Source organism: Lentzea sp. HUAS TT2, assembly GCF_051853195.1.
Classification (GTDB): domain Bacteria; phylum Actinomycetota; class Actinomycetes; order Mycobacteriales; family Pseudonocardiaceae; genus Lentzea.
Genome location: NZ_CP196667.1, coordinates 4851153 through 4874768, shown reverse-complemented (window position 1 = coordinate 4874768; position 23616 = coordinate 4851153). Strand labels below are relative to the sequence as shown.

Below are 23616 nucleotides of genomic sequence, written 5' to 3'. Positions count from 1 at the left end.
GTGTTCTGTGTCACGCAGACTTTCACGAGCTGTATCGGTGCAGCAACGCGGGTCTCACTTACCGGACAGGAAACCCGATTTTCCGCCGCTGCTCCTCGATCACCTTCCACCGTGCGAGGTTGTGCCGCGCGTCGGCGAGGGCGTCGTGCGCGTCCGCGGGCGGGGCCGGCAGCTTGGGGCGGCCGACGTCGTCCCAGCGTTGCCGCAGGTCGCGCGTGAAGCGGGGCAACGCGCGCGGCAACGCCGGCATCGCACCCCACAGCTGCGCCAGCGCCACGTGGTCGTAGGCGGCGAACCACGCCCACAGCTCGACCTCGTCACGCGCCGCGTTGCGGGCGCCGAGGAAGTCGAGCAGGTCCTCGCGGATGCGCTCGCGGCCGCGCCACGCCTTGTCCGCGGGCGAGGGCAGCTGGTTGAGGACGTTCTGCCGCACCCACGGACCCGCTCGATCGGGATCGAACTCGGTGGACACGGCGTAGAACTCGCGGCCTTCCTCGTCGACCACACCGATCGACACGAGGTCGATCGTCAGCCCGTCCTCGATGAACTCACAGTCGTAGAAAAACCGCACCGCGACACCCTAGGGGTGCGGTCAGCTCGCCTTCTTCTCGGGCACCCGGTCGTCCGGCTTGCCCTGCTTCGGCACGTCCGGCGTCTGCTCCTTGGCCTTCGCCGCGTAGACGTCGACGTACTCCTGGCCGGAGAGCTCCATCAACGCGTACATGATCTCGTCGGTGATCGAGCGCAGCACGAACCTGTCACCCGACAGGCCCTCGTAGCGGGAGAAGTCGAGCGGCTTCCCGATCTTGATGCGGATCGGGTACGGCTTCCACATCCGGGAGCCGATGGGGTTGGCCTTGTCCGTGCCGAACATCGCGACGGGGATGACCGGCGCACCGGACTCCAGCGCGATCCACGCGACACCGACCTTGCCCTTGTAGAGGCGGGCGTCGGGCGACCGCGTGCCCTCGGGGTAGATGCCGAGCAGCTTGCCCTCGCGCACGATCCGCACACCGGTGTCGAGCGCTCCCTGCGCGGCGGACGCGCTGGACCGGTCGATCGGCACCTGGCCGACGCCGGAGAAGAACCACTTCTGCAGCTTGCCCTTGATCCCCGTGCCGGTGAAGTACTCGATCTTCGCCGGGAACGTCACTCGCCGCGACAGCATCAGCGGCAGGAAGAACGAGTCGGAGACGGCGAGGTGGTTGCTCGCCAGGATGGCGCCACCGTCCTTCGGGATGTTCTCGGCGCCCTCGATGATCTTCGGCTGGAAGAACAGCCGCAGAATCGGCCCCAGGAGGACGTGCTTCATCAACCAGTACAGCACCTTGGGAAGCGCCTCCCTTAAGACCCCGCGAACCTTGATCCCGACAATCAGCCTACGGAGCCGACCGCACCTCACACAACGAGTCCCGGCTTAGTGCGTCACGGCCGTGACGCGAGAACCCGCCGACGACCGCCGCCGGAACGTCATGAGGGCCATCACTAGGCCGACCGCCGTAACCCGCAACACATCCCACCCGTGCAACGATGTGGGGTCAGAGGGTGGCGGCACGTGGGAGAGGCTCTGGATGAACGCCCGGCGCGACTCGACCGACGGACCGGAGAACGTCGACGAGCTCTTTGCCGAGATCGTCGCGGGTCTCGAACGGGACGGGGTCGGCAAGGACTGGCTCGACCTCGACGAGGCGGGCCCGCAAGACCCGGAACCACGCACGGTCGTGGCCGACGAACCGGAACCGGACCCCGCTGACGAGCCAGAAGCCAGGGATCCGGCCGACGAGGACCACTACGTCCCGCCGGAGCCACCGCCGTTCCCGGTGCTGCGCGCCTCCACGCTCGCGGCGCTCGGCCTGTTCGTGCTGGGCATCCTCCTGCTGGTCGCACCCGGCATCTTCGGACTGCAGGCACGCATCGGCACGCCGCTGTCGCTGGTCGCCCTGTGCGCGGGCGTCGGCTGGCTGATCCTGCGCATGCGCAACACCCCTCCGCCCGACTCGGGATGGGACGACGGCGCCCAGGTGTGACGCGTCACGTCTTACTTGGTAACGACGTGATAACGGCCACTCAAACCTTCAGATAACGATTCGGTCGTGCTTACCGTGTCGCCCATGGACCAGATGCAGCACCTGATGATGGCCCGCGCCATGGCGACCCTGAGCAAGAAGGACGCGGAGCGCGCCAAGCGCCGCCCGCGCATCCTGCGCCTGCTCGGCCGCTAGATCTGGGTCCGGTCCTTCGCGACCGGTCGTTGGAGCTGGATGTTCGCGGCGGGTGAACAACCCCGACACACCCGCCGCGACATTCCCCAACCGATATATCAGCCCCGCTGACCAGCACCTTTGCAACAGGTCTTTTGACTTCGTCCGCAAACGAGTTGGTGCAAAGCTGCCCGGCAGCAGGTCAGCCGGACGTCGAACGCCGGCGCAGCGCGGACGGCTTGTGCACCGCGTCCTTACCGCTCTTGGCACTACGCACGCGGTACTGCGGTTCGTCCTCGGAAGCCTTCACCTTGCGCCCGGCGGCGCGCGTCTCGCTGGTGATCTCCTCTTCGACCTCGCCGTGGGTCCGCGATCCGTGGCTCGACCACTCGACCTGATCACCCGGCTCGTACGGATGCTTCGTCATCGGAGCCTCCTCACGTCCGCTTCGCCGATCTCTGTCAGGTACCCGAGCCCGCGCCGCCCGACACCTCCCCGAACCCCTTTGCAATGAGTCTTTTGCGGACGAAGTCCAAAGAGTCATTGCTAAGCAGCAGGTCAGCGGCACCGCAGGAACTGATATATCGGCGCGGCCGGTATATCAGTGCGGGGATGCGGCAGCGGGTCAGGAGCGGCGCGAGTGGTTCTTGGCCGCCCGTGAGTTCGTCTGGGAGTTCGTTTGGGAGGCCGTCTGCGAAGTCATCGACGTGGCCATCTCGCGGGCCAGGGTCGCCGCGCCCACGATGCCCGCGTCGTCGCCGAGCTGGGCGGTGCGGATCCGGGCCAGCGGCCGATGGCCCGCTCCCGTCACCACGGCCGAGTAGCGCTCGCGGGCGTCGTCGAGGAACAGCGGCGCCGAGGTCGACACGCCTCCCCCGATGACGATCACCTCGGGGTCGTAGACGTCGGCGACGAGCGCCAGGCCCTCGCCGAGCCAGCGGGCCAGGTCGGCCATCGCGCGCTTGGCCAGCGGGTCGCCGTCGCGGGCGGCGCCTGCCACCCGGCGGCCGGTCACCGCGCGGGAGTCGCCGGCGGCCTCGCGGGCCAGGACGGTCGAGACGCCAGGGTGCTTGGCGAGCAGTTCGACGGCGGTGGCGCTCAGGGCCGTGCCGCTGCAGTAGCGCTCCCAGCAGCCGTTCTTGCCGCACGGGCAGGGGCGGCCGTCCGGCACGACGCGCAGGTGGCCCAGTTCGGGAGCCACGCCGTACGCGCCGCGGAAGACCTCGCCGTTGAGCAGCAGCGCGGCGCCGATGCCCGTGCCGATGGCGACGAGGACCGCGGTCTTGGCGCCTCGGGCCGCGCCGAAGCGGTGTTCGGCGAGGGCGGCGGCGTTCGCGTCGTGTTCCAGGACGACCGGCATGCCCAGGCGGTCGCTCATGCGGTCGGCGACGTCCGCCTGCCGCCACGCCAGGTGGGGTGCGAAACGGACCGTGCGGCGGTCCGAGGCGATGAAACCCGCCACGGCCAGGCCGACGGCGTTCACGGCGTGGCGGTCCGCCACCTCCTCCACGGCGGCGACGATCGCGTCCTCGAGCGCGCGTTCGCCCGCCGGGGTGGGGGCGCGTGAGGTGTCCAGCACCGAGCCGCGCGGGTCCACGACGCCCGCGCGCACGCTGGTGCCGCCGATGTCCACTCCGACCGTGAGCACTAGTCGGTCTTCCTGACGACCTTGATGTGCTGCACGCGCTGGCCGGCGTCGGTGGTCGGCTCCTCCGCGGCACTCGCGGGAGGCGGCGTGCCGGGCTCGCGCAGTGCCGCCCGCAGCACGGCGACGAGGCCTGCCGCGTGTTCGGCGGCCTTCGCGGCCAGTTCGGAGCGGTCGCCGCGCAGCAGCGCCACGCCGTTGCACAACGGGCACCAGCCGCACGTCTCGGGCGTGTGCGCGCCGTCGCCCGCCTCGGAGACGCGCTGCAGCCACGGCTGCATGCGCTCGGCGGCCGTGTCGATGAGCAGCCGCAGCTCCTCGGCGAGCTTGCCGGTGTTGTCCTGGGTCATCTACAAGCTCCTGATCAGCGCCCCGGTCAACGCCACAGTGAAGGGTCCGGGCGGAACCCCACCGTCACGCCACCCGAGTCCATCTCGGCACCGGTGACGATGCAGCGCCTCAACAACGACGGCAGCGCCACGAGCCGACGCCGGCCGTCCACGGTCAGCGCCAGGTCGTCGCCCACGCGCGCGAGGTCCAGCTCCGTGTCGTCGGTCAGCGGCAGCGCGATGCGCAGCGAGTATCGGGCGTCGAGCCCACGCCCGCTGCCCGACACCTCCAGCAACGACTCCGAGAGGGCCGCGCCCGGCAACGGGTCCGAGTCGCCGTAGAGCTGCTCGGCGACCTCCAGCAGCGCCGTCACGCCCACGGGCTCCGACGCGCGGTGGTCGACCGTGCGGATCTCACCGATCCCGGTCAGCTCGGCCAGCACCGCGTCCTGCTCCTGGCGACGCGTGCGCAGCCACGAGGCAGCGGCACCGCGCGCCGCACCGGGCGAGGGCACCAGGCGGTTCGCGATCACGCTGTCGACCCGGATCCTCTGCAACGCCAACGCGGTCAGCGTGCGCCGGGTCTCGGCGGCGACGACGCGTTCGGGCGTCAGCACCAGCCGCACCGAGCACGACGAGGAGTCCGCGAGCATCGAGCGCAACGCGTCCAGCCGCTCGGCGAGCCGGCTCAGCGCGTCGGCCGTGGCGTCCCACTTCTCGACGGTCCCGGTGCCCGCGACGCCCGCGAGGAGCCCGCGCACCACGCGCCGGTGGGTCGGGAAGAGCCGTTCGAGATAACCGGCGAACGCCTCGGGCAGCGACAGCAGCCGCAACGTCTCCGCGGTCGGCCCGCAGTCGACGACCACGACCTCCCACGGCCCGGACGCCGCGAGCCGCCGCACCTCCGCCAGCGCGAGGAGCTCCTCGACACCGGGCAGCACGGTCAGTTCCTCGGCGTCGAGCTCGTCGACACCGGCGCCCGCCAGCACGGTCCGCAGGTGCCCGCGCAGGTCGCCCCACGCCTCGTCGACGAGGCCGCGCGGGTCGATCTGGCAGGCGAACAGCCCGTCCGAACCGTCCACTTCGGACGGTTCGGCGCCGAGACGCACGTCGAGCGCGTCGCCCAGCGAGTGCGCGGGATCGGTGGAGACCACGAGCGCCTTGCGGCCGTGCGCGGCCAGCGAGGCCGCCGTGGCGGCCGACAGCGTCGTCTTGCCGACCCCGCCCTTGCCGGTGAAGAGCAGGACCCGGCTCAAGCCGCCTTCTCCGCGCGCTTCTTGAGTTCCTTGAGCGCGGTGTCGAGGATCATCTTCTCGGCCTTGCGGCGGAACAGGCCGATCATCGGGATGACCAGCTGCACCGACAGCGTGTAGGTGACCTTGGTGCCGGTGCCGGACGGCGCGAGCACGTAGCTGCCCTGCTGCGCCTTCTGCATGGTGCCCTTGACGAGCGCCCACTTCACCGACAGACCGTCGGCGGCCCAGTCGTACTTCAGGGTGTACTCGTCCTTCACGGGACCCTGGTCGATCGCGAACCGCACCTGCTCGGCACGGCCGTCGGGGAGGGAGTCGAGGACCTCGACTTCCTTCATCCCGTTCGCCCAGTCCGGGTACGACGGGAAGTCCGCGATGATCGCCATGATCTTCTCAGGCGGAGCGTCGATGACGATGGACTGAGTGGACTCGTCGGCCATGAGTGAGGAGGTTACTCGCGTCTTTACCAGTTGAGGACGTGAGGCTTGCCGCTGCGCTGGAAGTGCCCGACGTTGATGCACTCGGTGTAGCCGACGCGCACGCGCCTGGCCAACGGCTGGTGCACGTGCCCGAACACCGACCAGCGCGGCCGTTCGCGCTCGATCTTGTCCAGCGCGGCCCGTGATCCCCATTCGGGACGGCGCGCGACGACGTCGTAGGTCAGCTCCGGCACGAGCGGCGGGATGTGCGTGCACAGCACGTCGACCTGCCCCATCCGGTCCAGGGCGGAGGCCATGTCCTGCTCCGTGCGCAGGTACGGGAACCACGGCGCGTTGGGGTTGCGGACCAGCCCTGGCACCATCAGTCCACCGCCCGCGAAGCCGAACCTCAGCCCGCCGATCTCCGCGGCCTCGCCGTCGAGGACGTGCACGCCGTCTCCGGCGAACTGCGGCCACAGGTGCGGACTGTCCACATTGCCCGGTGTCGCGTACGTCGGCGCGGACATCGCGCTGAACAACGCGTGGTACTGCTCCAGCACCGCTTCCTCGACCACGGAACGGGCGTCGGCGAGCCCGTCCCACAGCGACCGGATGTAGCTCGCGGTGTCCGCGCGCCTGGTGCCGCGTCTCAGCTCGGCGAAGATCCCGACCTTCTCCGCGCCGAAGACGCGGCCGAGGATCCCCCTGGAGTGGTCGTGGTAGTCGACGAAGTCGATCAGGTCGCCGAGCACCACGAGGGCGTCCGCCCCCTCACCGGCGCGCGCCAGAGCCTCCGCGTTGCCGTGCACATCCGAGACCACGTGAACCCGCACGGTTCCAACCTAGTTGACGCCGCATGGGGGTGTTCCCCGAGACGGGCGTCGAGCAAGATCACCCTGCCGGCGGGCAGCCGGCCGGGCGACCGTCCTCCAGAGTCAGCTTGAGCCCCAGTGCGACGGACTTCGCGTCGAGCTGACGGCGCTGCACCTCACGGCGGGCGTTGCGCGGCGTGAGCGGCCCGGCGGGAGAATCAGCGCGGAGGAAGTAGTGCAGCACAGTGCCGTCGAGCATCGGTTCGAGCCAGATCTCCATCGTGCCGACGAGCGCGCCGCCGACCGTCCAGCGCAGGCCTTCTTCGCCCCTGTCGGCGTAGACGTCCAGGTCCAGATCAGGCCAGAACGCCCGCCACGACGAGGGCGGTGCGAAGGCGGCGGCGACCACTCCGGGTGGTACCGCCAGGAAAGTCTCGTCGACGACGTCCACGCTGGCCATGAGGACAAAAGGTAACGGAAGGGCGTACCGACCTTTGTATCGCCGGAATCACACGCTAAGTTTCCCCACCAGTAACAAATCACCGTACGGAGGTTGACGTGCGCGAGTTCAGCGTCCCCGCCACGGCCGCAGTGGCTCCGGAGGAGAACCTCACCGACATGGTGTGGGCCAACGCGGAGCGCTTCGGCAACGCCGTCAGCTTCCGCAGGCAGGTCGACGGCACCTGGGTCGACATCACCGCGCGTGACTTCGCCGCGCAGGTGATGGCAGTCGCGAAGGGCCTGGTAGCAGCAGGTCTGGAGCTCGGAGACCGGGTCGGCCTGGTGTCCAAGACGCGCTACGAGTGGTCGTTGCTCGACTTCGCCATCTGGGCGGCGGGCGGCGTCGTGGTGCCCATCTACGAGACGTCGTCGGCGGACCAGATCGAGTGGATCCTGTCCGACTCCGGCGCGAAGGCGGTGTTCGTCGAGGCGTCGTCGCACCGCGCGATGGTCGACGACGTCGTCGGCACGCTGCCCGAGCTGCGCCACGTGTGGCAGATCGACGGCCCGGCAGCCGCGGTCGACGAGCTGACCGCGCTGGGTGCCGAGATCACCGACGAGCAGGTCCACGAGCGCCGCGGGCAGGCGAAGGCCGACCAGACGGCGACGCTGGTCTACACGTCCGGCACCACCGGCCGTCCCAAGGGCTGCACGCTGACGCACCGCAACCTGCTGTCCGAGGTGCGTTCGGCGCTGTCGCGGTTCCCCGAGATCCTCACCTCGGGCAACTCGCTGCTGCTGTTCCTGCCGCTGGCGCACATCCTGGCGCGTGCCCTGGCGCTGGCGTGCGTGTACTCGCGGGTGACCGTGGGGCACACGGCGGACGTGAAGAACCTCGTCGAGGACCTCGGCCAGTTCCGCCCGACGTTCGTCGTCGCGGTGCCGCGCGTGTTCGAGAAGGTCTACAACGGCGCGAAGCAGAAGGCGCACGCCGGCGGCAAGGGCAAGATCTTCGACGCCGCCGAGGCCACGTCGGTCGAGTACAGCACGGCGCTCGACAACGGTGGTCCAGGCCTCGGCCTGCGGATCAAGCACGCGGTGTTCGACAAGCTGGTGTTCACGAAGCTGCGCGCCGCCCTCGGTGGCCGCGCGATCGCGGCGGTCTCCGGTGGCGCGCCGCTGGGTGACCGGCTGTCGCACTTCTTCCGCGGCGCGGGCATCCCGGTCTACGAGGGCTACGGCCTGACCGAGACGTCGGCGGCGGCGTGCGTGACGTTCCGCGGCCAGGAGAAGGTCGGCACGGTCGGCCTCCCGGTGCCCGGCACGTCGGTGAAGATCGCCGAGGACGGCGAGATCCTCATCAAGGGCGAGATCGTGTTCACCGGGTACTGGAACAACGAGGCCGCCACCAAGGAGGCCTTGGAGGACGGCTGGTTCCACACCGGTGACATCGGCGAGCTCGACGGCGACGGGTTCCTGAAGATCACGGGCCGCAAGAAGGAGATCATCGTCACCGCCGGTGGCAAGAACGTCTCCCCCGCGCAGCTCGAGGACCGGATCCGGGCGCACCCGCTGATCTCGCAGTGCATGGTCGTCGGTGACAAGCAGCCGTTCATCGGTGCGCTGATCACGATCGACCCGGAGTTCTTCCCGTCGTGGAAGGAGTCGCACGGCAAGCCGGCGTCGGCCGAGGTCCCCGACCTGATCGAGGACGCGGACCTGCTGGCCGAGATCCAGGCCGTGGTGGACGAGGCGAACAAGTCGGTGTCCAAGGCCGAGGCGATCCGCAAGTTCCGGGTGCTGCCGGTCGACTTCACCGAGGCGGGTGGCGAGATGACGCCGTCGCTGAAGCTGAAGCGCTCCGTCGTGGCGACGACCTACTCGTCCGACATCGACGCGATCTACGCCAAGTAACAGCAGGTGGAATGCGCGAAAGGCCCAGGAGCTGAGAGAGTGCTCCTGGGCCTTTCGACCCCCAGCGATCGTGATCCGCGGAGACTTCCGCAGAACCCGAGAAGTTTGTTGCCCCGGCCCCCCGACCGGGACATGAAGAAGATTGCCGTACGGCGCTGACGTATCGCTGACGCGCCGATGTCACCCGGCGACAGTGCGCCAATAGGCTGTCGGGTGGACGGGGAAGATCTGGCTCGCACGAGGGGTAGGCGATGGCTTCGGGTCCGCAGTTCCGGCTGCTCGGCCCGATGGAAGTACGCCTGGAGAGCTCCTCCGTCGTACTGCGGGCGGGCAAGCACAGGGCGTTGCTGGCGGCGTTGCTGCTGCGGCCGAACCGCGTCGTTCCCGTGACGGAACTCGTCGAGCACGTGTGGGGGGACACACCGCCTGCGCGCACGCGTGGGACGTTGCAGACGTACGTGATGAGGCTGCGGGCGGCGCTGGGTGATCCGTCGCTGATCCAGACGGCCGCTGACGGCTACCGGATGCGGGTGGACCCGCTGGCCGTGGACGCGCATCGGTTCGCTGACGCGGCGGCTCGCGGCCGTGCGGCTGCTTCCGTTGATGACCTGGCCACGGCGCGGAAGGCGTTCGCCGAGGCGTTGGAGCTGTGGCGCGGGCCGGTGCTGTCGGACGTGCCCTCCGAGACTCTGTACGCCGAACACGCGCCGCGGCTGACCGAGCTGCTGATGACGGTGCACGAGCAGCGGATCGACGCGGAGCTCGCGCTGGGCAACCACGCGGACCTGGTGCCGGAGCTGTTCGCGCTGACGCGGGACCATCCGTTGCGGGAGCGGTTCTGGGCTCAGCTGATGCTCGCGCTGTACCGCTGCAGCAGGCAGGCGGAGGCGCTGGAGGCGTTCCGGCAGCTCGACCGGACGCTGGACGAGCAGCTGGGCATCGACCCGACGCTGGAGCTGCGGTCGTTGCACCAGGCGATCCTGGTGGGGGCGCCGGAGCTGGCGGCGCCGGTGGTGGCACGGGAGCCGGAACGCGCGCCGTCGTCGCCGATGCGGCTGCCGGACGACATCGCGGACTTCACCGGGCGGTCGTGGCACGTGGAGCGGGTCTCCGGGCTGATCACGGGCGGGTCGGTGCCGATCGTGACGCTGGCGGGGCCGCCGGGGGTGGGCAAGACGACGCTGGCGGTGCACACCGCGCACCTGCTGCGGGACCGGTTCCCGGACGGGCAGCTCTACGTCGACCTGCGCGGGTACGCCCTGAGGGCGCCGGCGGACGGGGTGGACGTGCTGTCGCGGTTCCTGCGGGCGCTGGGCGTGCCGCCGGACGAGATCCCGCCGGACGCGGACGAGCAGAGCACGATGCTGCGGTCGTTGCTGTCGGGCCGCCGGATGCTGCTGGTGCTGGACAACGCCTCCGCGCCGGACCAGGTGCGGCCGTTGCTGCCGGGGACGGCGTCGTGCCGGGTGATCGTGACGTCGCGGGACGACCTGCGCGGGCTGATCGCGATGAACGGCGCGCGGACCGTGCCGGTGGACGTGTTCCCGGCGGCGGAGTCGGCGTCGTTGCTGGCGAAGCTGCTCGGACCTGGTGACCACGCGGAGCTGGCGGCGCAGTGCGGGCACCTGCCGCTGGCGTTGCGGGTGGCGGCGGCGTACCTGGCCGGGCGGGACGACGTGACGATCTCCGGTTCGCCGATCGAGCTCGCCTACGCCGCGCTGCCTCCCGCGCCGCAGCGGTTGTTCCGGCTGTTGTCGCTGGTGCCGGGGCCGGACTTCACGCCGGAGGCCGCCTCCGCGCTGGCCGACGTCGATGCCGAGGGCCTGCTGACGGTGCTGGCGATCGCGCGCCTGGTCGTGCAGTCGGTGCCCGGTCGCTACCGGTTCCACGACGAGCTGGTCCGCTACGCCGCCGCGTTGAGCGAGGAGGCGGACAGCCCGTCCGAGCAGCAGACGTCGTGGGCGGCGCTGCTCAACCACTACCTGCGCGGCGTCGAACGCTGCGCCGAACTGCTCTACCCCGGCATCGTGCGCCTGCCGTCACCGGCCACCGGCCCGGCGCCGCGGATCGCGACCTCGGCCGAGGCGCTGGCGTGGCTCGACGCGGAACGCCCGAACCTGATCGCCGCCATCCGTCACGCCGCCGAGCACGGCCCCGCGGTGATGGCCTGGCAGCTCGCCGACGCGCTGCGCGGCTACCTCTGGATCGGCCAGCACGTCGGTGAGTGGCTCGCGACGGCGCACCACGGCCTGCAGGCCGCGCAGAAGTCCGCGCACCGCCCGGCCGAGGCCGCGATGCACGCGAACCTCGGCACCCTGTACCTGCGGCTGGGCGAGTACGCGCGCTCCGTCGAGCACCACGACCAGGCCGTCGAGCTGTACCGGGCGCTGGGCGACAAGGACGCCGAGGCGGGCGTGCTGAACAACCTCAGCCTCGTGCACCGCCGCTCGGGAGACCTGGTCGCCGCGAAGGACACGCTGCTGCGCTGCCTGGAAATGCTGCGCTCGGCCTCGGCCGACAGCGTCAGCACCGGCCTGTACAACCTCGGCCAGCTGGCCGTGGAACTCGGTGAGATCGACGACGCGGTCGACCACTTCTCGCAGGCACTGGCCCTTGCCCCGAACGCCGACAGTCACACCTACCTCGGCATGGCCCTGCGCCTGCAGGGCCGCCTCGACGAGGCCCGCACCCACCTCGAACGCGCCCTGGAGATCGGCAACGTCCCCGCCGGCGAGTCCGAGACCCTGGAGAACCTCGCCGCCCTCGAACTCGCCTCCGGCAACACCGACGCGGCCCTGTCCCTGGCGTCGCGCGCGCTGTCCCTCGTGGCCGACGGCGGCGACCAGCAGGTGGCGACGTCGGTCCTGATCACGCTCGGTGAGACCCGCCGCGCGCTGTCCGACTTCGACGCCGCCGCCGCGTTGTTCGAGCAGGCCCTCGCGACGGCCCGGCGGATCGGCTACGCCTCGGGCGAGGTCCGCGCGTTGATCGACCTGGCGGTGGTGCTGCGGGACCTCGGCCGTCACGCCGAATCCCAGGCCACCGCCGAGCAGGCCGTGCGGCGCGGCGCCGAGCTAGGACTGCGCGCCATGGAGAACCGGGCCCGCGAACTCGTCTGACCTGCGCCGATATCCACTTCACCAGCCCGCGATATCCCATATATCGCGGGCTCTGAACTACCGGTGTGCGCGCAGGGCGGCGGCGAGCCAGGTGAACGCGGGCACGCTGCGCGGCCCTGGTGGGCGATCGCCGATCAGGCCCAGCAGTTCCCAGTAGCGTTCGATGCGAGGCTCGGCCACCAGGTCCAGCCAGTCGAGCAGTGCCTGTGACTCGGTGTCGCCGAGATCGGCGGGAACGACGCGGTCGAGGATCGCACGGCCGGCGCCGGAGTCCGGTGGGATCTCCTTCTCGGCGGCCGGGCCCGCGTGCTCGAGAACAAGGGGCCCGACGTTGAGGCCGAACTCGATGCGGTCGCCAGATCCGCCGCGCTGCAGCATCTTCTGCATGGCACGTTGGAAGTCGCCGTCCGAGACGAGTTCGGCCAGCTCCACCCAGGCGTCCACCTGCGCCGAGGTCGGGTCGTCCGGCAGTTGTGGCATCTCCCGCATGAAGCCCGCGATGACCAGCGCATCCGCGTCTTCGACGCCGGCGAAGATCTTGTCGACGAAGCCGTCGATCAGGTCCTGCCGTTCCGGTGCCGGCAGCCGGGAGAGTTCGTGCATCAGGGACAGCCCTTCGGTCTTGGTGTCGCGGCAGATGGCGTGGTGAAGGACGGCACGGTTCAGCCGCAACATACGGATCTGGGCGTCCAGGGCTTCGACGTGGGCCGCGGCGACCTCGGCCAGCGTGGACTGCCGGTCGACCACCTTCCGCACCGAGTCCAGGCCGAGGCCGAGCTCGCGAAGTGTCCGGACCAGGCGCAGACGGCCGACCGCGTCCGCGCCGTAGACGCGGTAGCCACCTGAGTTCCGTTCCAAAGGCGGCACCACTCCGCTGTCAGACCAGAATCGGATCGTGCGCGCCGACAGCCCGGTGCGACGAGCCAGTTCCCCGATCGTGTAGCGGCCCATCTCTTCGTCCATGCCATCAACCTGCACCTTCCACCCGCTGGAAGGTCAAGCCGATTCCCATGGCCGCCGTGATGTACTGGATATCGGTCAGCCGATGAGGTTCTCGAGACGGTGAGCGAGCTGGTCCCAGCGCCAGTGGTCGCTGACCCACTCCCGGCCGGCGCGCCCCATCTTGGCCGCCGTCTCGGGATCGGCGAGCAACGAGGCGATGCGTGAGGCGACGTTCTCGACGTCGAGGCCGTCGACCACGTTGCCGGTGATGCCGTCCCGCACGGTCTCCGGAGCGCCACCGGACCGTCCGGCCACCACGGGCAGCCCGGTCGCCGAGGCCTCCAGGTAGACGATGCCGAGCCCCTCGACGTCGAGGCCGCGGCCGCGCGTGCGGCAGGGCATCGCGAAGACGTCGCCGGCGTTGTAGTGCGCGGGCAGTTCCTCCCACGGCACCGAGCCGGTCAGCACGATGTCACGCGACCCGCCGGCCAGCTTCTCGAGCGTCTTCCGGTACGGCCCGCCGCCGACGATGAGCAGGGCGGCGTCCGGCACCGAACGCTGGATCAGCGGCAGCGCGCGGATCAGCACGTCCTGCCCCTTGCGCGGCACCAGGCGTGACACGCACACGATCACCGGCCGCTCGCCCAGCCCGTACCGGCTGCGGATCTCGGCGCGCGCGGCGGGGTCAGGGCGATACTGCTCGGTGTCCACACCGGACGGAAGGTGTTCGAGCGCCGCCATCGGCCCGAACGCCGCCGCGAACCGCGAGCGGGTGTAGCGGCTGACGTAGGTCACGACGTCCACACCGGACCCGATCGCCCGCAGTGCCTGGCGCGCCACCGGCAGCATCGACCAGCCGACCTCGTGCCCGTGCGTGCACGCCACCGCGCGACTCAGTCCGAGCGACGGCGCCAGCAACGCCAGCGGTGCCGCCGCCCCGAACCACGCGGCCTCACACGACTCGGCGCGGGCGATGTCGCGGGCGCGGGCCAGGACGTCCGGCGTCGGCAGCATCAGCGACGTGGGGTGCCGCACCACCGGGAACGGCTGCGCGGCGTCGAACTCCTCCGCGCCCTTCCACTTCGGCGCGTATACGACGAGCGAGTCCGCAGGCAGTCGTGTCGCCAAAGCGTGCAGGTAGGACTGGATGCCACCGGGTCGGGGCGGGAAGTCGTTGGTCACCAGCAAGGTTCGGCGCACGAACTCAACGCTATCCGATGCTCGTTCTCAGGAACTCACGCCAGCCCGCCACGTCGACAGCACCCAAACCGGCGCCTGAGTCCACAGCAGACGTCGCCGCGTTCCGCAGGAAGAAGTCCACCACTCCCCGCTCCCCCAGCCCCGACTCTAGGTAGACCATGACCGAGTACGCCTGCTGGTACGCCAGATCACGCCCCGGCCCGCTGAAGTCGACCGGCAACGCCGACACGTCCGACGTCAGCAGCGGAGCGGCCTGACGAAGCGACAGCCCCATGCCGTGGAACGCCACCCAGTCCGCGAACCCCTCCACCAGCCACAGCGGGGCGGAGTCCGAGGTCAGGTCGCGCGTCGCGACGTGCGTGATCTCGTGCCGCAGCAGCACGCTCAGCTCCACGTCAGACAACGCCGAAGCGCGCACGCGGTTGATGACGACGCGCTGGCCGGATCCGTCGCGGATCGCGATGCCCGCCATGTCCGCGAACGCCGGCCCGACGAGCGACACGAGCTCGGTTTCCGAGGCCGGGACGACGATGTCGACCCGCCGACCCCACCCGATATCCAATATATCGGCCACCTCGCGCACCGAGGGGTCCACCAGCGCCACCACCCGCGACGCCAGCTCGCCATCACAGGAACTGCTGGTCACGGTGCCGAAAGCAGCCGTCAGCACGGTCTCATTGCAATGACGTGTTGCGGTCGGCGGCAACTCAACAGGCCGTAGTGCAACGCTGAGGCCCAGCACGAACGTCATGGCGACGGTGAGCGCCAGCAACGTCCGGAGGTGCCTCACCGGCGCAACGCTATCCCTCGATGCGCCGGATCACCGCGATGGGCCCGATGGCGTCGATCGGTGCGATCTTCACCGGCTGCCCCTCGGTGGAGGCGTGCACCGCCCGCGCGTTGTCGACGGCCATGGCGACGTGCGACCGGCTCGAGTAGTAGACGATCAGGTCGCCCGCACGGACCTCGCCGCGCGACACGGCACGCCCGACCCCGGCCTGTCCGCCCGACGTGCGCGGAATCGCGAACCCGGCGGCCGCGTAGGCCTTCATCGTCAGCCCGGCGCAGTCCCACGAGTTCGGCCCGGTCGCGCCGTACTGGTAGTCGTCCCCGCGCTGCCCCAGCGCGAAGTTCAGCGCGAGACCCGCTGCCCCGGAAGGCACGCTGACCTGCGAGCGGTCGCCAGGGTCGCGCAGCTTGTTCACGACGGGGGCAGGCAGCCGCGTCAGGGCCGTCCGCACCTCGGTGATCTGCGCCTGCAACGCCTGGTTGCGCCCGTCGAGGTCGCTCTTCAGCTTCTCGGCCGCCGCGGTGGTCTCCGCGGCGCGAGCGCGCGCGTTCTCCGCCACCTGATGCGCCTGCCGGGCCTTCTCCACCGCGCCGGACAGCCGCGCGAGCGACTCCGCCTTGTCGGAGGCCAGCACCCGCATCATCTCGAGGCGGTTCAGGAAGTCCTGCTGCGAGTCCGCCACGAGCAGCGCCGACAGCTGGTTGAACCGGGCACCCTCGAAGGACGCCTGGGCGATGAGGTCGACCTGCCCCTGGAAGTCGTCCTCGTCGTGCTTGGCCTGCCGCTCGATCTGCTGCGCCGCCGCCACTGTCGCGGTCGCGCGGTCGAGCTCGGCCCTGCGCTGGACGAGATCCTCCTGCGCGCGCAGGACTTCCTCGTTGAGCTTCGTCGCCTGTGCTGTCAGGTCCGCGTAGGCGCGCGCCGGATCGGCCGGCTGCGCGGCTGAAGACACGGCCGGAGCGACCGGAAGCAGCAGCAGGAGAACCACAAATACACGGGTGAAGTTGCGCGACATGAGGTCGCCGATCCCCTTCGCCAGAACATGCCCGTCAAGATCGACGGCGTCAGGCTACCGGGTGATCAAACACGCCCGAGACGGGCCAGCAACACTGCCGACGGCACCGGGTGCGCACCACGGCGACGCACCGAATCCGCGACCGCGCGATCCGACGTCACCACCACCACGGGCCGGCCTTCAGGCTCTGCTGTGACCAGCGCACGGATCACGTCATCGGCCAGAACACCGGGGTCGCTGAAGAGCACGCGCACGCCCCGAGGAGCCGCCGCGGGCACTGCCACCACTCCAGCGCCGTCGAACACCAACGTCACCTCGGCACCCGTGCGCGCGGCCAGCACCGCGAGCTGATGCACGAGCCGATCGCGTTGATCCGACAGCGACAACTCCGGATAGCCGGTCTTCGTGACGTTGTAGCCGTCCACCACCAGGTGCACCGCCGGCAACGCCAGCAGCCGGTCCAAGGCAGCCGGGTCCTCGACCCGTCCCACGGCCCCCTGCGACGCGCTGGCGCCCCGCACGAGGTCGGCGGGACGCGGCCCGGAGCCTTCCCCCAGGGCCAGCTCCCGGCGCAGACCGCTCACCGCACCGTGCAGGGTGTCCACGAGCAACGCGAGCCGCACCTCGTCGGCCTGCCTGGCCTCCCGTGCGGACTGCCGCGCCACCTCGGCGTCCGCGATGGCCCGCTGTGCCTTGCCGCGCTCGGTCTCGGCGCGGTCCCGCTCCCGGTCGCGTTCGGCGGACAGGCGCTTGACCTCGTCCGCGGTGCGTTCCTGGATCTTGTCGACCTCGGCGGCCGCGGCCTCGGCGGCGTCCTTCGCCTCGCGCAGCTTCACGCCCTGCTCGCGCAACCGCTTGCGCAGGCGTTCCAGCTCGACCTCGGCATCCGCGCGGACGCGTTCGGCGGCGCCGTCGAGCTGGGTGCGTTCGGCCCGCAGCCGCTCCAGCTCGCTTTCCAGGCGTTCCGCGCGCACGACGGCCGCGTCCCGTTCGGCCCGCAGCGACGCGTCGCCCACCCGCCGCGAGACCAGTTCCACGTAGTGCAGCGCGACGTCGTCACCGGTCAGCACCGCCGCCGCGGCCGCGGTCACCGGGTCCGGCGAGGTCACCTCCAGCGTCGACGGCCTGTTCTTGCGCAGCCACTCGACCACGGCGGTGCGGAAGTTCGCCGAGTTCCGCAGGCCCGCCACGACCTGCGCGCCACCCAGCCGGGCGCGTTTCGTCGGGGCGAACTTCGCCACCGGACGCAGGTTCTGCGGCACGTCGACCTTCGCCATCTCGCCCAGCGCGTCCGCGCCCAGTTCCGCGAGCCTCACCCTCAGCGGCTCCGGCAGCGCCGACCAGTCCACAGCAGATTCCTCTGAGGATTCCTCCGCGGACTCACCTGCCTCTTCTGCAGGCTGGTCGATCTCGGGCTCGGGCATCGGGTCGGGCACCACCACAGGCTAGAGCCCTCGCGCTCGAGCAGCGCATGGACGTGTCCGCCCTTCGGAACAACGATCTGGAAAAGATCACCCGAAGATCACTCCAACGGAGCAACCGCAGGTCAGGACATCGCCGACAACGCCTCCGAAAAATTGTCAGACCCCGTCGCTAACGTCAGCCACGTGACCGGACAACTGTCCTTCGACGAGCTCGGGACGCCCCTGCGCGACACGACGTTCGTCGTCTTCGACCTGGAGACGACGGGCGGCAGCGCCGAGGAGGACGCCGTCACCGAGATCGGCGCGGTGAAGGTGCGCGGAGGCCAGGTCATCGGCGAGTTCGCCACCCTCGTCGACCCCGAGCGCGGCATCCCGCCGATGGTCGCGCAGCTGACCGGCATCACGCAGCTGATGGTGACGGGCGCGCCGACCATGAAGACGGTGCTGCCCGCGTTCCTCGAGTTCGCGGCCGGCTCGGTCCTGGTCGCGCACAACTCGGGCTTCGACGTCGGTTTCATGAAGGCCGCCTGCGAACGGCACGGCTACCGCTGGCCGAAGCCGTCGGTCGTGTGCACGGTGAAGCTCGCACGCAGGGTGCTCAGCCGCGACGAGGCGCCGTCGTGCCGGCTGTCGGCGCTCTCGGACCTGTTCCACACGGAGACCAAGCCGACGCACCGCGCGCTGGCCGACGCCCGCACGACCGTCGAGGTGCTGCACGCACTGCTGGAGCGCGTCGGCAACGTGGGCGTGCACTCGCTGGAGGAACTGCTGGCGTACCTGCCGGAGGTGACGCCGGAACAACGCCGCAAACGTTCCCTGGCCGCCCACCTGCCGTCCGCGCCGGGCGTGTACCTGTTCCGCGGCCCGAAGGAGGAGGTCCTCTACGTCGGCACGGCGTCAGACCTGCGCCGCCGGGTCCGCCAGTACTTCACGGCCAGCGAGGGCCGGCGCAGGCTCCGCGAGATGGTCGCCCTCGCGGTGCGCGTCGACGCCGTGGAGTGCTCCCACCCGCTGGAGGCCGAGGTCCGCGAGCTCCGTCTCTTACGTGCGCACCGCCCCGCCTACAACCGACGCTCGAAGAACCCCCACCACGCCTGGTGGCTGACGCTGACCGACGAGCCGTTCCCGCGGATCTCGCTGGTCAAGATCCCCCGGGACGGCGCGCTGGGCCCGTTCCGCACGCGCAAGGCAGCCGAGTCGGTCGCGGACGCGCTGCTCGACGCCGTGCCGCTGCGCTCCTGCACCATCAAGATCCCCGCGGCGAACCAGCGCGCCTCCCCGTGCGCGCTCGCCGAACTCGACCGTTGCAAGGCTCCCTGCGCGGGCCGGCAGTCCGTCGAGGAGTACTCCCCCGCCGTCGTGGCCGTGCAGGACCTGGTCGTCGGCCGCAGTGCAGACCCGTTGCGCACGCTCATCGACCAGCTGGGCGGCCTGGCCTCAGCCGAACGCTTCGAGGAGGCCGCCCGCCGCCGCGACCGCCTGGCGGGCCTGGTCCGGTCCCTGGACCGCGCCCAGCGCCTGGCAGCCCTCGCCGCGCTGCCCCAGCTCGTCGCCGCCCGGCCGGACCGCGAAGGCGGCTGGGAGTTCTCGGTCGTGCGCTACGGCCGCCTCGCCTCCGCCGGGGTCGCCCGCCGTGGCACCCGCCCGATGCCGGTGGTCGACGCACTCGTCGCCTCGGCCGAAACGGTCATCCCGACGCCCGGCCCGTTGCGCGGCGCACCGCCGGAGGAAACCGGGGTCGTCCTGCGCTGGCTCGACCAGCCGGGCACCCGCCTGGTCTACGCGGACGAGCCGTGGTCCTCCCCTGCCGGAGCCGCCGCCGCATGGGTGCCGTGGGCCGAACAGGCCGCCAGCGCCCGCCCGATCCACGACCACTGGAACTGACCCCGCACGCCCCCTTGCACCACCCTTATGCAAAAAACGTTTGCGGACGTCCGCAAACGTTTTTTGCATAAGGGGCGTAAGCGCAGGTCAGCATGGGCGGCCGCAACCGATATATCAGTTGGGATGTCGACAAGGCGACATGCGCGGGGTGTGCACGGCTCGTACGCCAGGAGCGGCGACGTCCTCACGCCGGTGATCAGGCGGTAGGGCAGACTACGGGTGCTTGAGACACCGGAGCCCAGACCCGAGGAGGACGCCGTGGTCACCGCCATCGTGCTGATCCAGGCCGCCGCCGAACGCATTCCCGAGGCCGCGCAGGAGATCGCCGACATCGACGGAGTCACCGAGGTGTACTCCTGTGCCGGTGACGTGGACCTGATCGCGCTGGTGCGGGTCAGCAAGCACGAGGACCTCGCGGCCCTGGTGCCCGGCAAGATCAGCAAGGTCCAGGGTGTGCTGAACACCGACACGCACATCGCGTTCCGCAGCTACTCCAAGCGCGACGACGAGGCCGCGTTCGCCATCGGCCTGGACGACGCCCAGTAGCCCTCAGCGCCGTCACAGCGTCAAGACAGCGAAAAGCCCCCGTGAGGTTCACGGGGGCTTTTCGGTGCTTCGAACCGGAGATCAGGCCTTCGGGTCGGCAGGCTTGCCCGCGAGCTCGGCCGACTTCTCCTCCGCACCGGACTCCAGCAGGTGGTGGTGCTTCGCGTTCTCCAGGGCCACGGTCTCCTCGACCGGGTCCGGGGACCACGTGCTGCCGGCGACCGGGTGCCCGGCCGAGCCGAGCTTGTTCATCTTCTTCGGCACCGACGCGCCCTGGTAGGCCAGCGGGATCGGGTGACCGTGCTCGTCCACCGGGCCCAGCGGCTGGTGGATCTCGATGAACTCGCCGTGCGGCAGACGCTTGATGATGCCGGTCTCGACACCGTGCTCGAGCACCTCACGGTCACCACGCTGCAGACCGATGCAGATCCGGTACGCCACGAAGTACGCGATCGGCGGCAGGACCAGCATGCCGATCCGGCCCATCCACGTCGTCAGGTTCAACGAGATGTCGAACTTGTAGGCGAAGATGTCGTTACCGCCCATGAGCAGCAGCACCATGAAGTACGTGATCGCCATCCACCCCAGCGCGGTGCGGACCGGGACGTCACGCGGGCGCTGCAGCAGGTTGTGATGCGCGTAGTCCTTGGTCATCTTCTTCTCGATCCACGGATACACCGCCGCGATCCCGGTCAGCAGCGGCAGACCCAGGATGAACGGCAGGAACGCACCGGGGATCGTGTAGTTGCCCAGGTAGAACTCCCACGCCGGCCAGATGCGGACCAGGCCGTCGGTCCAGCCCATGTACCAGTCCGGCTGCGAGCCCGCCGAGATCTGCGCGGGGTTGTACGGGCCGAAGTTCCAGATCGGGTTGATCTGGAACACCCCGCCCATGATCGCGATGACACCCACCACGATCGCGAAGAAGCCACCGCCCTTCGCCGCGAACACCGGCATGATCCGGACACCGACGACGTTGGTCTCCTTGCGGCCCACACCCGGGAACTGCGTGTGCTTCTGGTACCACACCAGCGCCAGGTGCGCCGCGATCAGACCCAGGATGATCGCCGGGATGATCAGGATGTGCGCGGTGTAGAGCATCGGGATGATGTTCGTGCCCGGGAACTCCCCGCCGAACATCAACCAGTTGATCCACGTACCCACCACCGGGAACGAGATCAACAGAGCCGCCATCACCCGCAGGCCCGTGCCGGAGAGCAGGTCGTCGGGCAGCGAGTACCCGAGGAAGCCCTCGATCGCGCCCAGCATGAACAGCACGATGCCGATGACCCAGTTGATCTCACGCGGCTTGCGGAACGCACCGGTGAAGAAGATCCGGAACATGTGCACCACGATCGCCGCCATGAACAGCAACGCCGCCCAGTGGTGCACCTGACGCACGAACAGGCCACCCCGCGTCTCGAACGAGATGTCCAGCGTGGACGCGAACGCCCGCGACATCTCGATCCCGCGCAGGTTCTCGAACGACCCGTTGTAGGTGACCTCCGTCATCGACGGGTCGAAGAACAACGCCAGGTACGTACCCGACAGCAACAACACGATGAAGCTGTAGAGCGCGATCTCACCGAGCAGGAACGACCAGTGCGTCGGGAAGACCTTGTTCAGCTGTTTGCGCAGGCCAGAGGCCGCGTGAAACCGCTCGTCGGCAGCGTTGGCCGCCGCCCCTGCGACGCGCGCGGCCGCGTTGGCCGGCTTCGTCGGCGTGGTGATGGCACTCATGACTTCCGCTCCCAGAACGCCGGACCCACAGCCTCGATGAAGTCGCTGCGGGCAACCAAGTATCCCTCTTCGTCCACAGTGATCGGAAGCTGGGGAAGAGGACGGGTCGCCGGGCCGAAACGCGGCTTGGCGTACTCGAACACGTCGAACTGCGACTGGTGGCACGGGCAGAGCAGCAGACCGGTCTGCTGCTCGAACAGCGACGTCGGGCAACCCAGGTGCGTGCAGATCTTGGAGTACGCGTAGAGGTCGCCGTAGTTGAAGTCTTCCTGACCAGCGCGCTTGGTGACCGCCTGGTTCGGGCGCATGCGGATGAGCATGACCGGCGCGTCGGCCCGCTTGAGGGCCGCGACCAGGGCGTGCTCGTCCTCGCGCTCGGACTCCCTGAACGGGAACACCGTCTCGAAGCCGCCCGGCTCGACGTCCTCGGGACGCACCAGGGAGACCTCGTGGAAGTTGCCGGTGTGGCGGCGCAGGTAGACCTTCTCGCCCTTTTCGGCCTTCCAGCCGGTGTGCCACAGCGAGTCCTTGGTCTCGCTGTCCGCGTGCGGGTTCTTGATGAGCGCGCCCAGCGGGACGGCCGCGACGCCCAGACCCAGCACGCCGGCGCCGAGGCCCGCGGTGCGCTTGATCAGGCTGCGGCGCGCGATGCCACTGCGCTCACCCGCGTCGGCGAGCTCCGCGACCAGGGTGGCGCGGTCGACCTCGGACGACGGGCCGTCGTGCCGCTGCTGCACCGCGAGCTCTTCGGGGATGAACTTCTTCGTGTAGAGCAGCGCGGCGACGCCCAGCGCCACCACCGACAGGCCCAGGAACAGGCCGATCAGCGGGTTGTAGAGCATGTGCAGCAGGTGGCCGTCGGTGTGCGGGGCCTCGTACTGCCACGGCCAGAACAGGAACACGCCGAGGAAGGCCAGTCCGGACAGCGCGGAGATCACGAACCAGAGCGCGACAACGCGCTCGGCGCGACGCTCGGCACGCGTGCCGGGGACCGGGAACCTCTCCTCGTAGTGGACGAGCTCGACGCCGTCCATCTTCGTGCCGAGCCTGACGAGGTCGTCCCGGCTCATCTCCGCGAGCTCTGCCTCGCTGGGCAGCTCGGTCGGCTTGTCGCCGCTCATGCCTTGGCTCCGATCCAGAGGGTGACGCCGATGAGCGCGGCGATACCCACGATGAACGCGATCAATCCCTCGGAGACGGGTCCGAACCCGCCCAGGGGGTTACCGCCGGAGTTGTTGTTTCCGTCGGTGACCGACTTGACGTACGCGATGATGTCTTTCTTCTCTTCCGGCGTGAGCTGGCGCTCGCCGAACTTCGGCATGTTCTGCGGGCCGGTCAGCATCGCCGTGTAGATCTGCTCCTCGGTCACACCGTCGAGCTCCGGCGCGAACTTGCCGGACGACAGCGCGCCGCCACGGCCCGTGAAGTTGTGGCAGCTGGCGCAGTTGAGGCGGAAGAGCTCGCCACCGCGTGCCGGGTTGTCGCCGCGCAGGGCCTCACCGGACTCGGAGGGCTTCTTCGGGCCTTCGCCACCGTTCGCGGTGATGTAGGCCATCAGCGCGTTGATGTCCTCGGGCGAGAGCTTCGCCGGCTTGCGGATGGCCTGCGCCTCCTGCCGCGCCATGGGCATGCGGCCGGAGGAAGTCTGGAAGTAGACCGCGGCGTCGCCGACGCCGATCAGGCTCGGCCCGCGGTCCTTGACACCTTCGAGGGACAGGCCGTGGCAGCCCGCGCAGGTGTTCAGGTAGATCTGCTCGCCCTGGCGGACCAGGGCGTCCTCCTGCTGCGCCTGGGCGGTCTGGGCCTGGGGCGCGAACGCGGCGAACAGCATGCCGGCGCTCAGCAGGGCGAAGCCCAGCGCGAGCAGGCCTGCAACCCGGCGGCGCAGCTTCGTGCGGGCGCCGCGCGGGCGTTTCGTCGTGGTGGTCATGGTGTGCGGCAA

At 70.0% G+C, this 23616-nt stretch carries 23 protein-coding genes; 6 read left to right on the top strand and 17 right to left on the bottom strand.

Going from position 1 to position 23616, the window contains the following annotated elements:
* Positions 1-58: 58 nt before the first annotated feature.
* The gene (locus tag ACSHWB_RS24520) at positions 59-571 is read right to left on the bottom strand and encodes a polyadenylate-specific 3'-exoribonuclease AS (protein WP_439664321.1); all 513 of its coding nucleotides are present in this window, start codon (positions 569-571) and stop codon (positions 59-61) included.
* Positions 572-592: 21 nt separating this feature from the next.
* Positions 593-1327: a lysophospholipid acyltransferase family protein gene (locus tag ACSHWB_RS24515; protein WP_439664320.1), complete on the bottom strand. Its 735-nt coding sequence runs from the start codon at positions 1325-1327 to the stop codon at positions 593-595.
* Positions 1328-1571: 244 nt separating this feature from the next.
* Between ACSHWB_RS24515 and ACSHWB_RS24510 the strand changes: the two genes are divergently transcribed.
* Complete coding sequence (locus ACSHWB_RS24510; protein WP_439664319.1) at positions 1572-2027, top strand: hypothetical protein; 456 nt, start codon at positions 1572-1574, stop codon at positions 2025-2027.
* A 66-nt stretch (positions 2028-2093) separates the two neighbouring features.
* Positions 2094-2222, top strand: coding sequence for a hypothetical protein (locus tag ACSHWB_RS24505; protein WP_319978376.1), 129 nt, complete (start codon positions 2094-2096; stop codon positions 2220-2222).
* 181 nt (positions 2223-2403) lie between these two features.
* Here ACSHWB_RS24505 and ACSHWB_RS24500 read toward each other — a convergent pair whose 3' ends face one another.
* The 7 genes from ACSHWB_RS24500 to ACSHWB_RS24470 all read right to left on the bottom strand — a co-directional run bounded on the left by ACSHWB_RS24500 (position 2404) and on the right by ACSHWB_RS24470 (position 7119).
* Positions 2404-2628 (bottom strand): DUF2945 domain-containing protein, encoded by a 225-nt coding sequence (locus ACSHWB_RS24500; RefSeq protein WP_439664318.1) that lies wholly within the window; start codon positions 2626-2628, stop codon positions 2404-2406.
* A gap of 198 nt (positions 2629-2826) precedes the next feature.
* Positions 2827-3849: an ROK family glucokinase gene (locus ACSHWB_RS24495; RefSeq protein ID WP_439664317.1), complete on the bottom strand. Its 1023-nt coding sequence runs from the start codon at positions 3847-3849 to the stop codon at positions 2827-2829.
* Positions 3849-4196 (bottom strand): hypothetical protein, encoded by a 348-nt coding sequence (locus tag ACSHWB_RS24490; protein ID WP_439664316.1) that lies wholly within the window; start codon positions 4194-4196, stop codon positions 3849-3851. The genes ACSHWB_RS24495 and ACSHWB_RS24490 overlap by 1 nt, the downstream gene beginning before the upstream one ends.
* Before the next feature lie 26 nt (positions 4197-4222).
* Positions 4223-5431 (bottom strand): ArsA family ATPase, encoded by a 1209-nt coding sequence (locus ACSHWB_RS24485; protein WP_439664315.1) that lies wholly within the window; start codon positions 5429-5431, stop codon positions 4223-4225.
* Entirely contained in the window at positions 5428-5868 is a 441-nt protein-coding gene (locus ACSHWB_RS24480) for an SRPBCC family protein (RefSeq protein WP_439664314.1), read from the bottom strand. The genes ACSHWB_RS24485 and ACSHWB_RS24480 overlap by 4 nt, the downstream gene beginning before the upstream one ends.
* Positions 5869-5891: 23 nt before the next feature.
* The gene (locus tag ACSHWB_RS24475) at positions 5892-6680 is read right to left on the bottom strand and encodes a metallophosphoesterase family protein (RefSeq protein ID WP_439664313.1); all 789 of its coding nucleotides are present in this window, start codon (positions 6678-6680) and stop codon (positions 5892-5894) included.
* 58 nt (positions 6681-6738) lie between these two features.
* Complete coding sequence (locus ACSHWB_RS24470; RefSeq protein ID WP_439664312.1) at positions 6739-7119, bottom strand: polyketide cyclase / dehydrase and lipid transport; 381 nt, start codon at positions 7117-7119, stop codon at positions 6739-6741.
* 98 nt (positions 7120-7217) lie between these two features.
* Here ACSHWB_RS24470 and ACSHWB_RS24465 point away from each other — a divergent pair, with 98 nt between their 5' ends.
* Both ACSHWB_RS24465 and ACSHWB_RS24460 read left to right on the top strand, forming a co-directional pair.
* Complete coding sequence (locus ACSHWB_RS24465; protein ID WP_439664311.1) at positions 7218-9014, top strand: AMP-dependent synthetase/ligase; 1797 nt, start codon at positions 7218-7220, stop codon at positions 9012-9014.
* 251 nt (positions 9015-9265) lie between these two features.
* Positions 9266-12133, top strand: a complete 2868-nt coding sequence (locus ACSHWB_RS24460) for a BTAD domain-containing putative transcriptional regulator (protein ID WP_439664310.1) — start codon at positions 9266-9268, stop codon at positions 12131-12133.
* Between the two features lie 57 nt (positions 12134-12190).
* Here the strand turns inward: ACSHWB_RS24460 and ACSHWB_RS24455 are convergent, their stop codons facing one another.
* The 5 genes from ACSHWB_RS24455 to ACSHWB_RS24435 all read right to left on the bottom strand — a co-directional run bounded on the left by ACSHWB_RS24455 (position 12191) and on the right by ACSHWB_RS24435 (position 17504).
* Positions 12191-13096, bottom strand: coding sequence for a MerR family transcriptional regulator (locus tag ACSHWB_RS24455; RefSeq protein ID WP_439664309.1), 906 nt, complete (start codon positions 13094-13096; stop codon positions 12191-12193).
* A gap of 75 nt (positions 13097-13171) precedes the next feature.
* Complete coding sequence (locus ACSHWB_RS24450) at positions 13172-14275, bottom strand: glycosyltransferase family 4 protein (RefSeq protein WP_439664308.1); 1104 nt, start codon at positions 14273-14275, stop codon at positions 13172-13174.
* A 10-nt stretch (positions 14276-14285) separates the two neighbouring features.
* Positions 14286-15065 carry a hypothetical protein gene (locus tag ACSHWB_RS24445; RefSeq protein WP_439664307.1) on the bottom strand — a complete coding sequence of 260 codons (780 nt, stop codon included), beginning with the start codon at positions 15063-15065 and terminating at the stop codon, positions 14286-14288.
* 10 nt (positions 15066-15075) lie between these two features.
* The gene (locus ACSHWB_RS24440) at positions 15076-16017 is read right to left on the bottom strand and encodes a C40 family peptidase (RefSeq protein ID WP_439664306.1); all 942 of its coding nucleotides are present in this window, start codon (positions 16015-16017) and stop codon (positions 15076-15078) included.
* Positions 16018-16145: 128 nt separating this feature from the next.
* Positions 16146-17504 carry an NYN domain-containing protein gene (locus tag ACSHWB_RS24435; RefSeq protein WP_439664659.1) on the bottom strand — a complete coding sequence of 453 codons (1359 nt, stop codon included), beginning with the start codon at positions 17502-17504 and terminating at the stop codon, positions 16146-16148.
* A gap of 183 nt (positions 17505-17687) precedes the next feature.
* On the opposite strand from ACSHWB_RS24435, the gene ACSHWB_RS24430 reads away from it, so the two are divergent.
* Together ACSHWB_RS24430 and ACSHWB_RS24425 are read left to right on the top strand one after the other, a co-directional pair.
* Positions 17688-19388 (top strand): DEDD exonuclease domain-containing protein, encoded by a 1701-nt coding sequence (locus ACSHWB_RS24430; protein ID WP_439664305.1) that lies wholly within the window; start codon positions 17688-17690, stop codon positions 19386-19388.
* A 258-nt stretch (positions 19389-19646) separates the two neighbouring features.
* Positions 19647-19934: an Lrp/AsnC family transcriptional regulator gene (locus tag ACSHWB_RS24425; protein ID WP_439664304.1), complete on the top strand. Its 288-nt coding sequence runs from the start codon at positions 19647-19649 to the stop codon at positions 19932-19934.
* A gap of 81 nt (positions 19935-20015) precedes the next feature.
* Here ACSHWB_RS24425 and qcrB read toward each other — a convergent pair whose 3' ends face one another.
* The 3 genes from qcrB to qcrC are packed head-to-tail and all read right to left on the bottom strand — an operon-like array spanning position 20016 to position 23604.
* A complete protein-coding gene (gene qcrB, locus ACSHWB_RS24420) occupies positions 20016-21674 on the bottom strand; it encodes a cytochrome bc1 complex cytochrome b subunit (RefSeq protein WP_439664303.1) in 1659 nt (552 codons plus the stop codon).
* On the bottom strand, positions 21671-22795 hold the full coding sequence (gene qcrA, locus ACSHWB_RS24415) for a cytochrome bc1 complex Rieske iron-sulfur subunit (protein ID WP_439664302.1): 1125 nt from the start codon (positions 22793-22795) through the stop codon (positions 21671-21673). Before qcrA ends, qcrB begins: the two co-directional genes overlap by 4 nt.
* On the bottom strand, positions 22792-23604 hold the full coding sequence (gene qcrC / locus ACSHWB_RS24410) for a cytochrome bc1 complex diheme cytochrome c subunit (protein WP_439664301.1): 813 nt from the start codon (positions 23602-23604) through the stop codon (positions 22792-22794). Before qcrC ends, qcrA begins: the two co-directional genes overlap by 4 nt.
* Positions 23605-23616 lie beyond the last annotated feature (12 nt).

What these genes read in the sequence shown, in the direction of transcription:
- qcrA (WP_439664302.1), bottom strand. Translation starts at nt 22,795, where the DNA reads ATGAGCGGCGACAAGCCGACCGAGCTGCCCAGCGAGGCAGAGCTCGCG.
- qcrC (WP_439664301.1), bottom strand. Translation starts at nt 23,604, where the DNA reads ATGACCACCACGACGAAACGCCCGCGCGGCGCCCGCACGAAGCTGCGC.
- ACSHWB_RS24460 (WP_439664310.1), top strand. Translation starts at nt 9,266, where the DNA reads ATGGCTTCGGGTCCGCAGTTCCGGCTGCTCGGCCCGATGGAAGTACGC.
- ACSHWB_RS24480 (WP_439664314.1), bottom strand. Translation starts at nt 5,868, where the DNA reads ATGGCCGACGAGTCCACTCAGTCCATCGTCATCGACGCTCCGCCTGAG.
- ACSHWB_RS24490 (WP_439664316.1), bottom strand. Translation starts at nt 4,196, where the DNA reads ATGACCCAGGACAACACCGGCAAGCTCGCCGAGGAGCTGCGGCTGCTC.
- ACSHWB_RS24470 (WP_439664312.1), bottom strand. Translation starts at nt 7,119, where the DNA reads ATGGCCAGCGTGGACGTCGTCGACGAGACTTTCCTGGCGGTACCACCC.
- qcrB (WP_439664303.1), bottom strand. Translation starts at nt 21,674, where the DNA reads ATGAGTGCCATCACCACGCCGACGAAGCCGGCCAACGCGGCCGCGCGC.
- ACSHWB_RS24455 (WP_439664309.1), bottom strand. Translation starts at nt 13,096, where the DNA reads ATGGACGAAGAGATGGGCCGCTACACGATCGGGGAACTGGCTCGTCGC.
- ACSHWB_RS24435 (WP_439664659.1), bottom strand. Translation starts at nt 17,504, where the DNA reads ATGCCCGAGCCCGAGATCGACCAGCCTGCAGAAGAGGCAGGTGAGTCC.
- ACSHWB_RS24510 (WP_439664319.1), top strand. Translation starts at nt 1,572, where the DNA reads ATGAACGCCCGGCGCGACTCGACCGACGGACCGGAGAACGTCGACGAG.
- ACSHWB_RS24500 (WP_439664318.1), bottom strand. Translation starts at nt 2,628, where the DNA reads ATGACGAAGCATCCGTACGAGCCGGGTGATCAGGTCGAGTGGTCGAGC.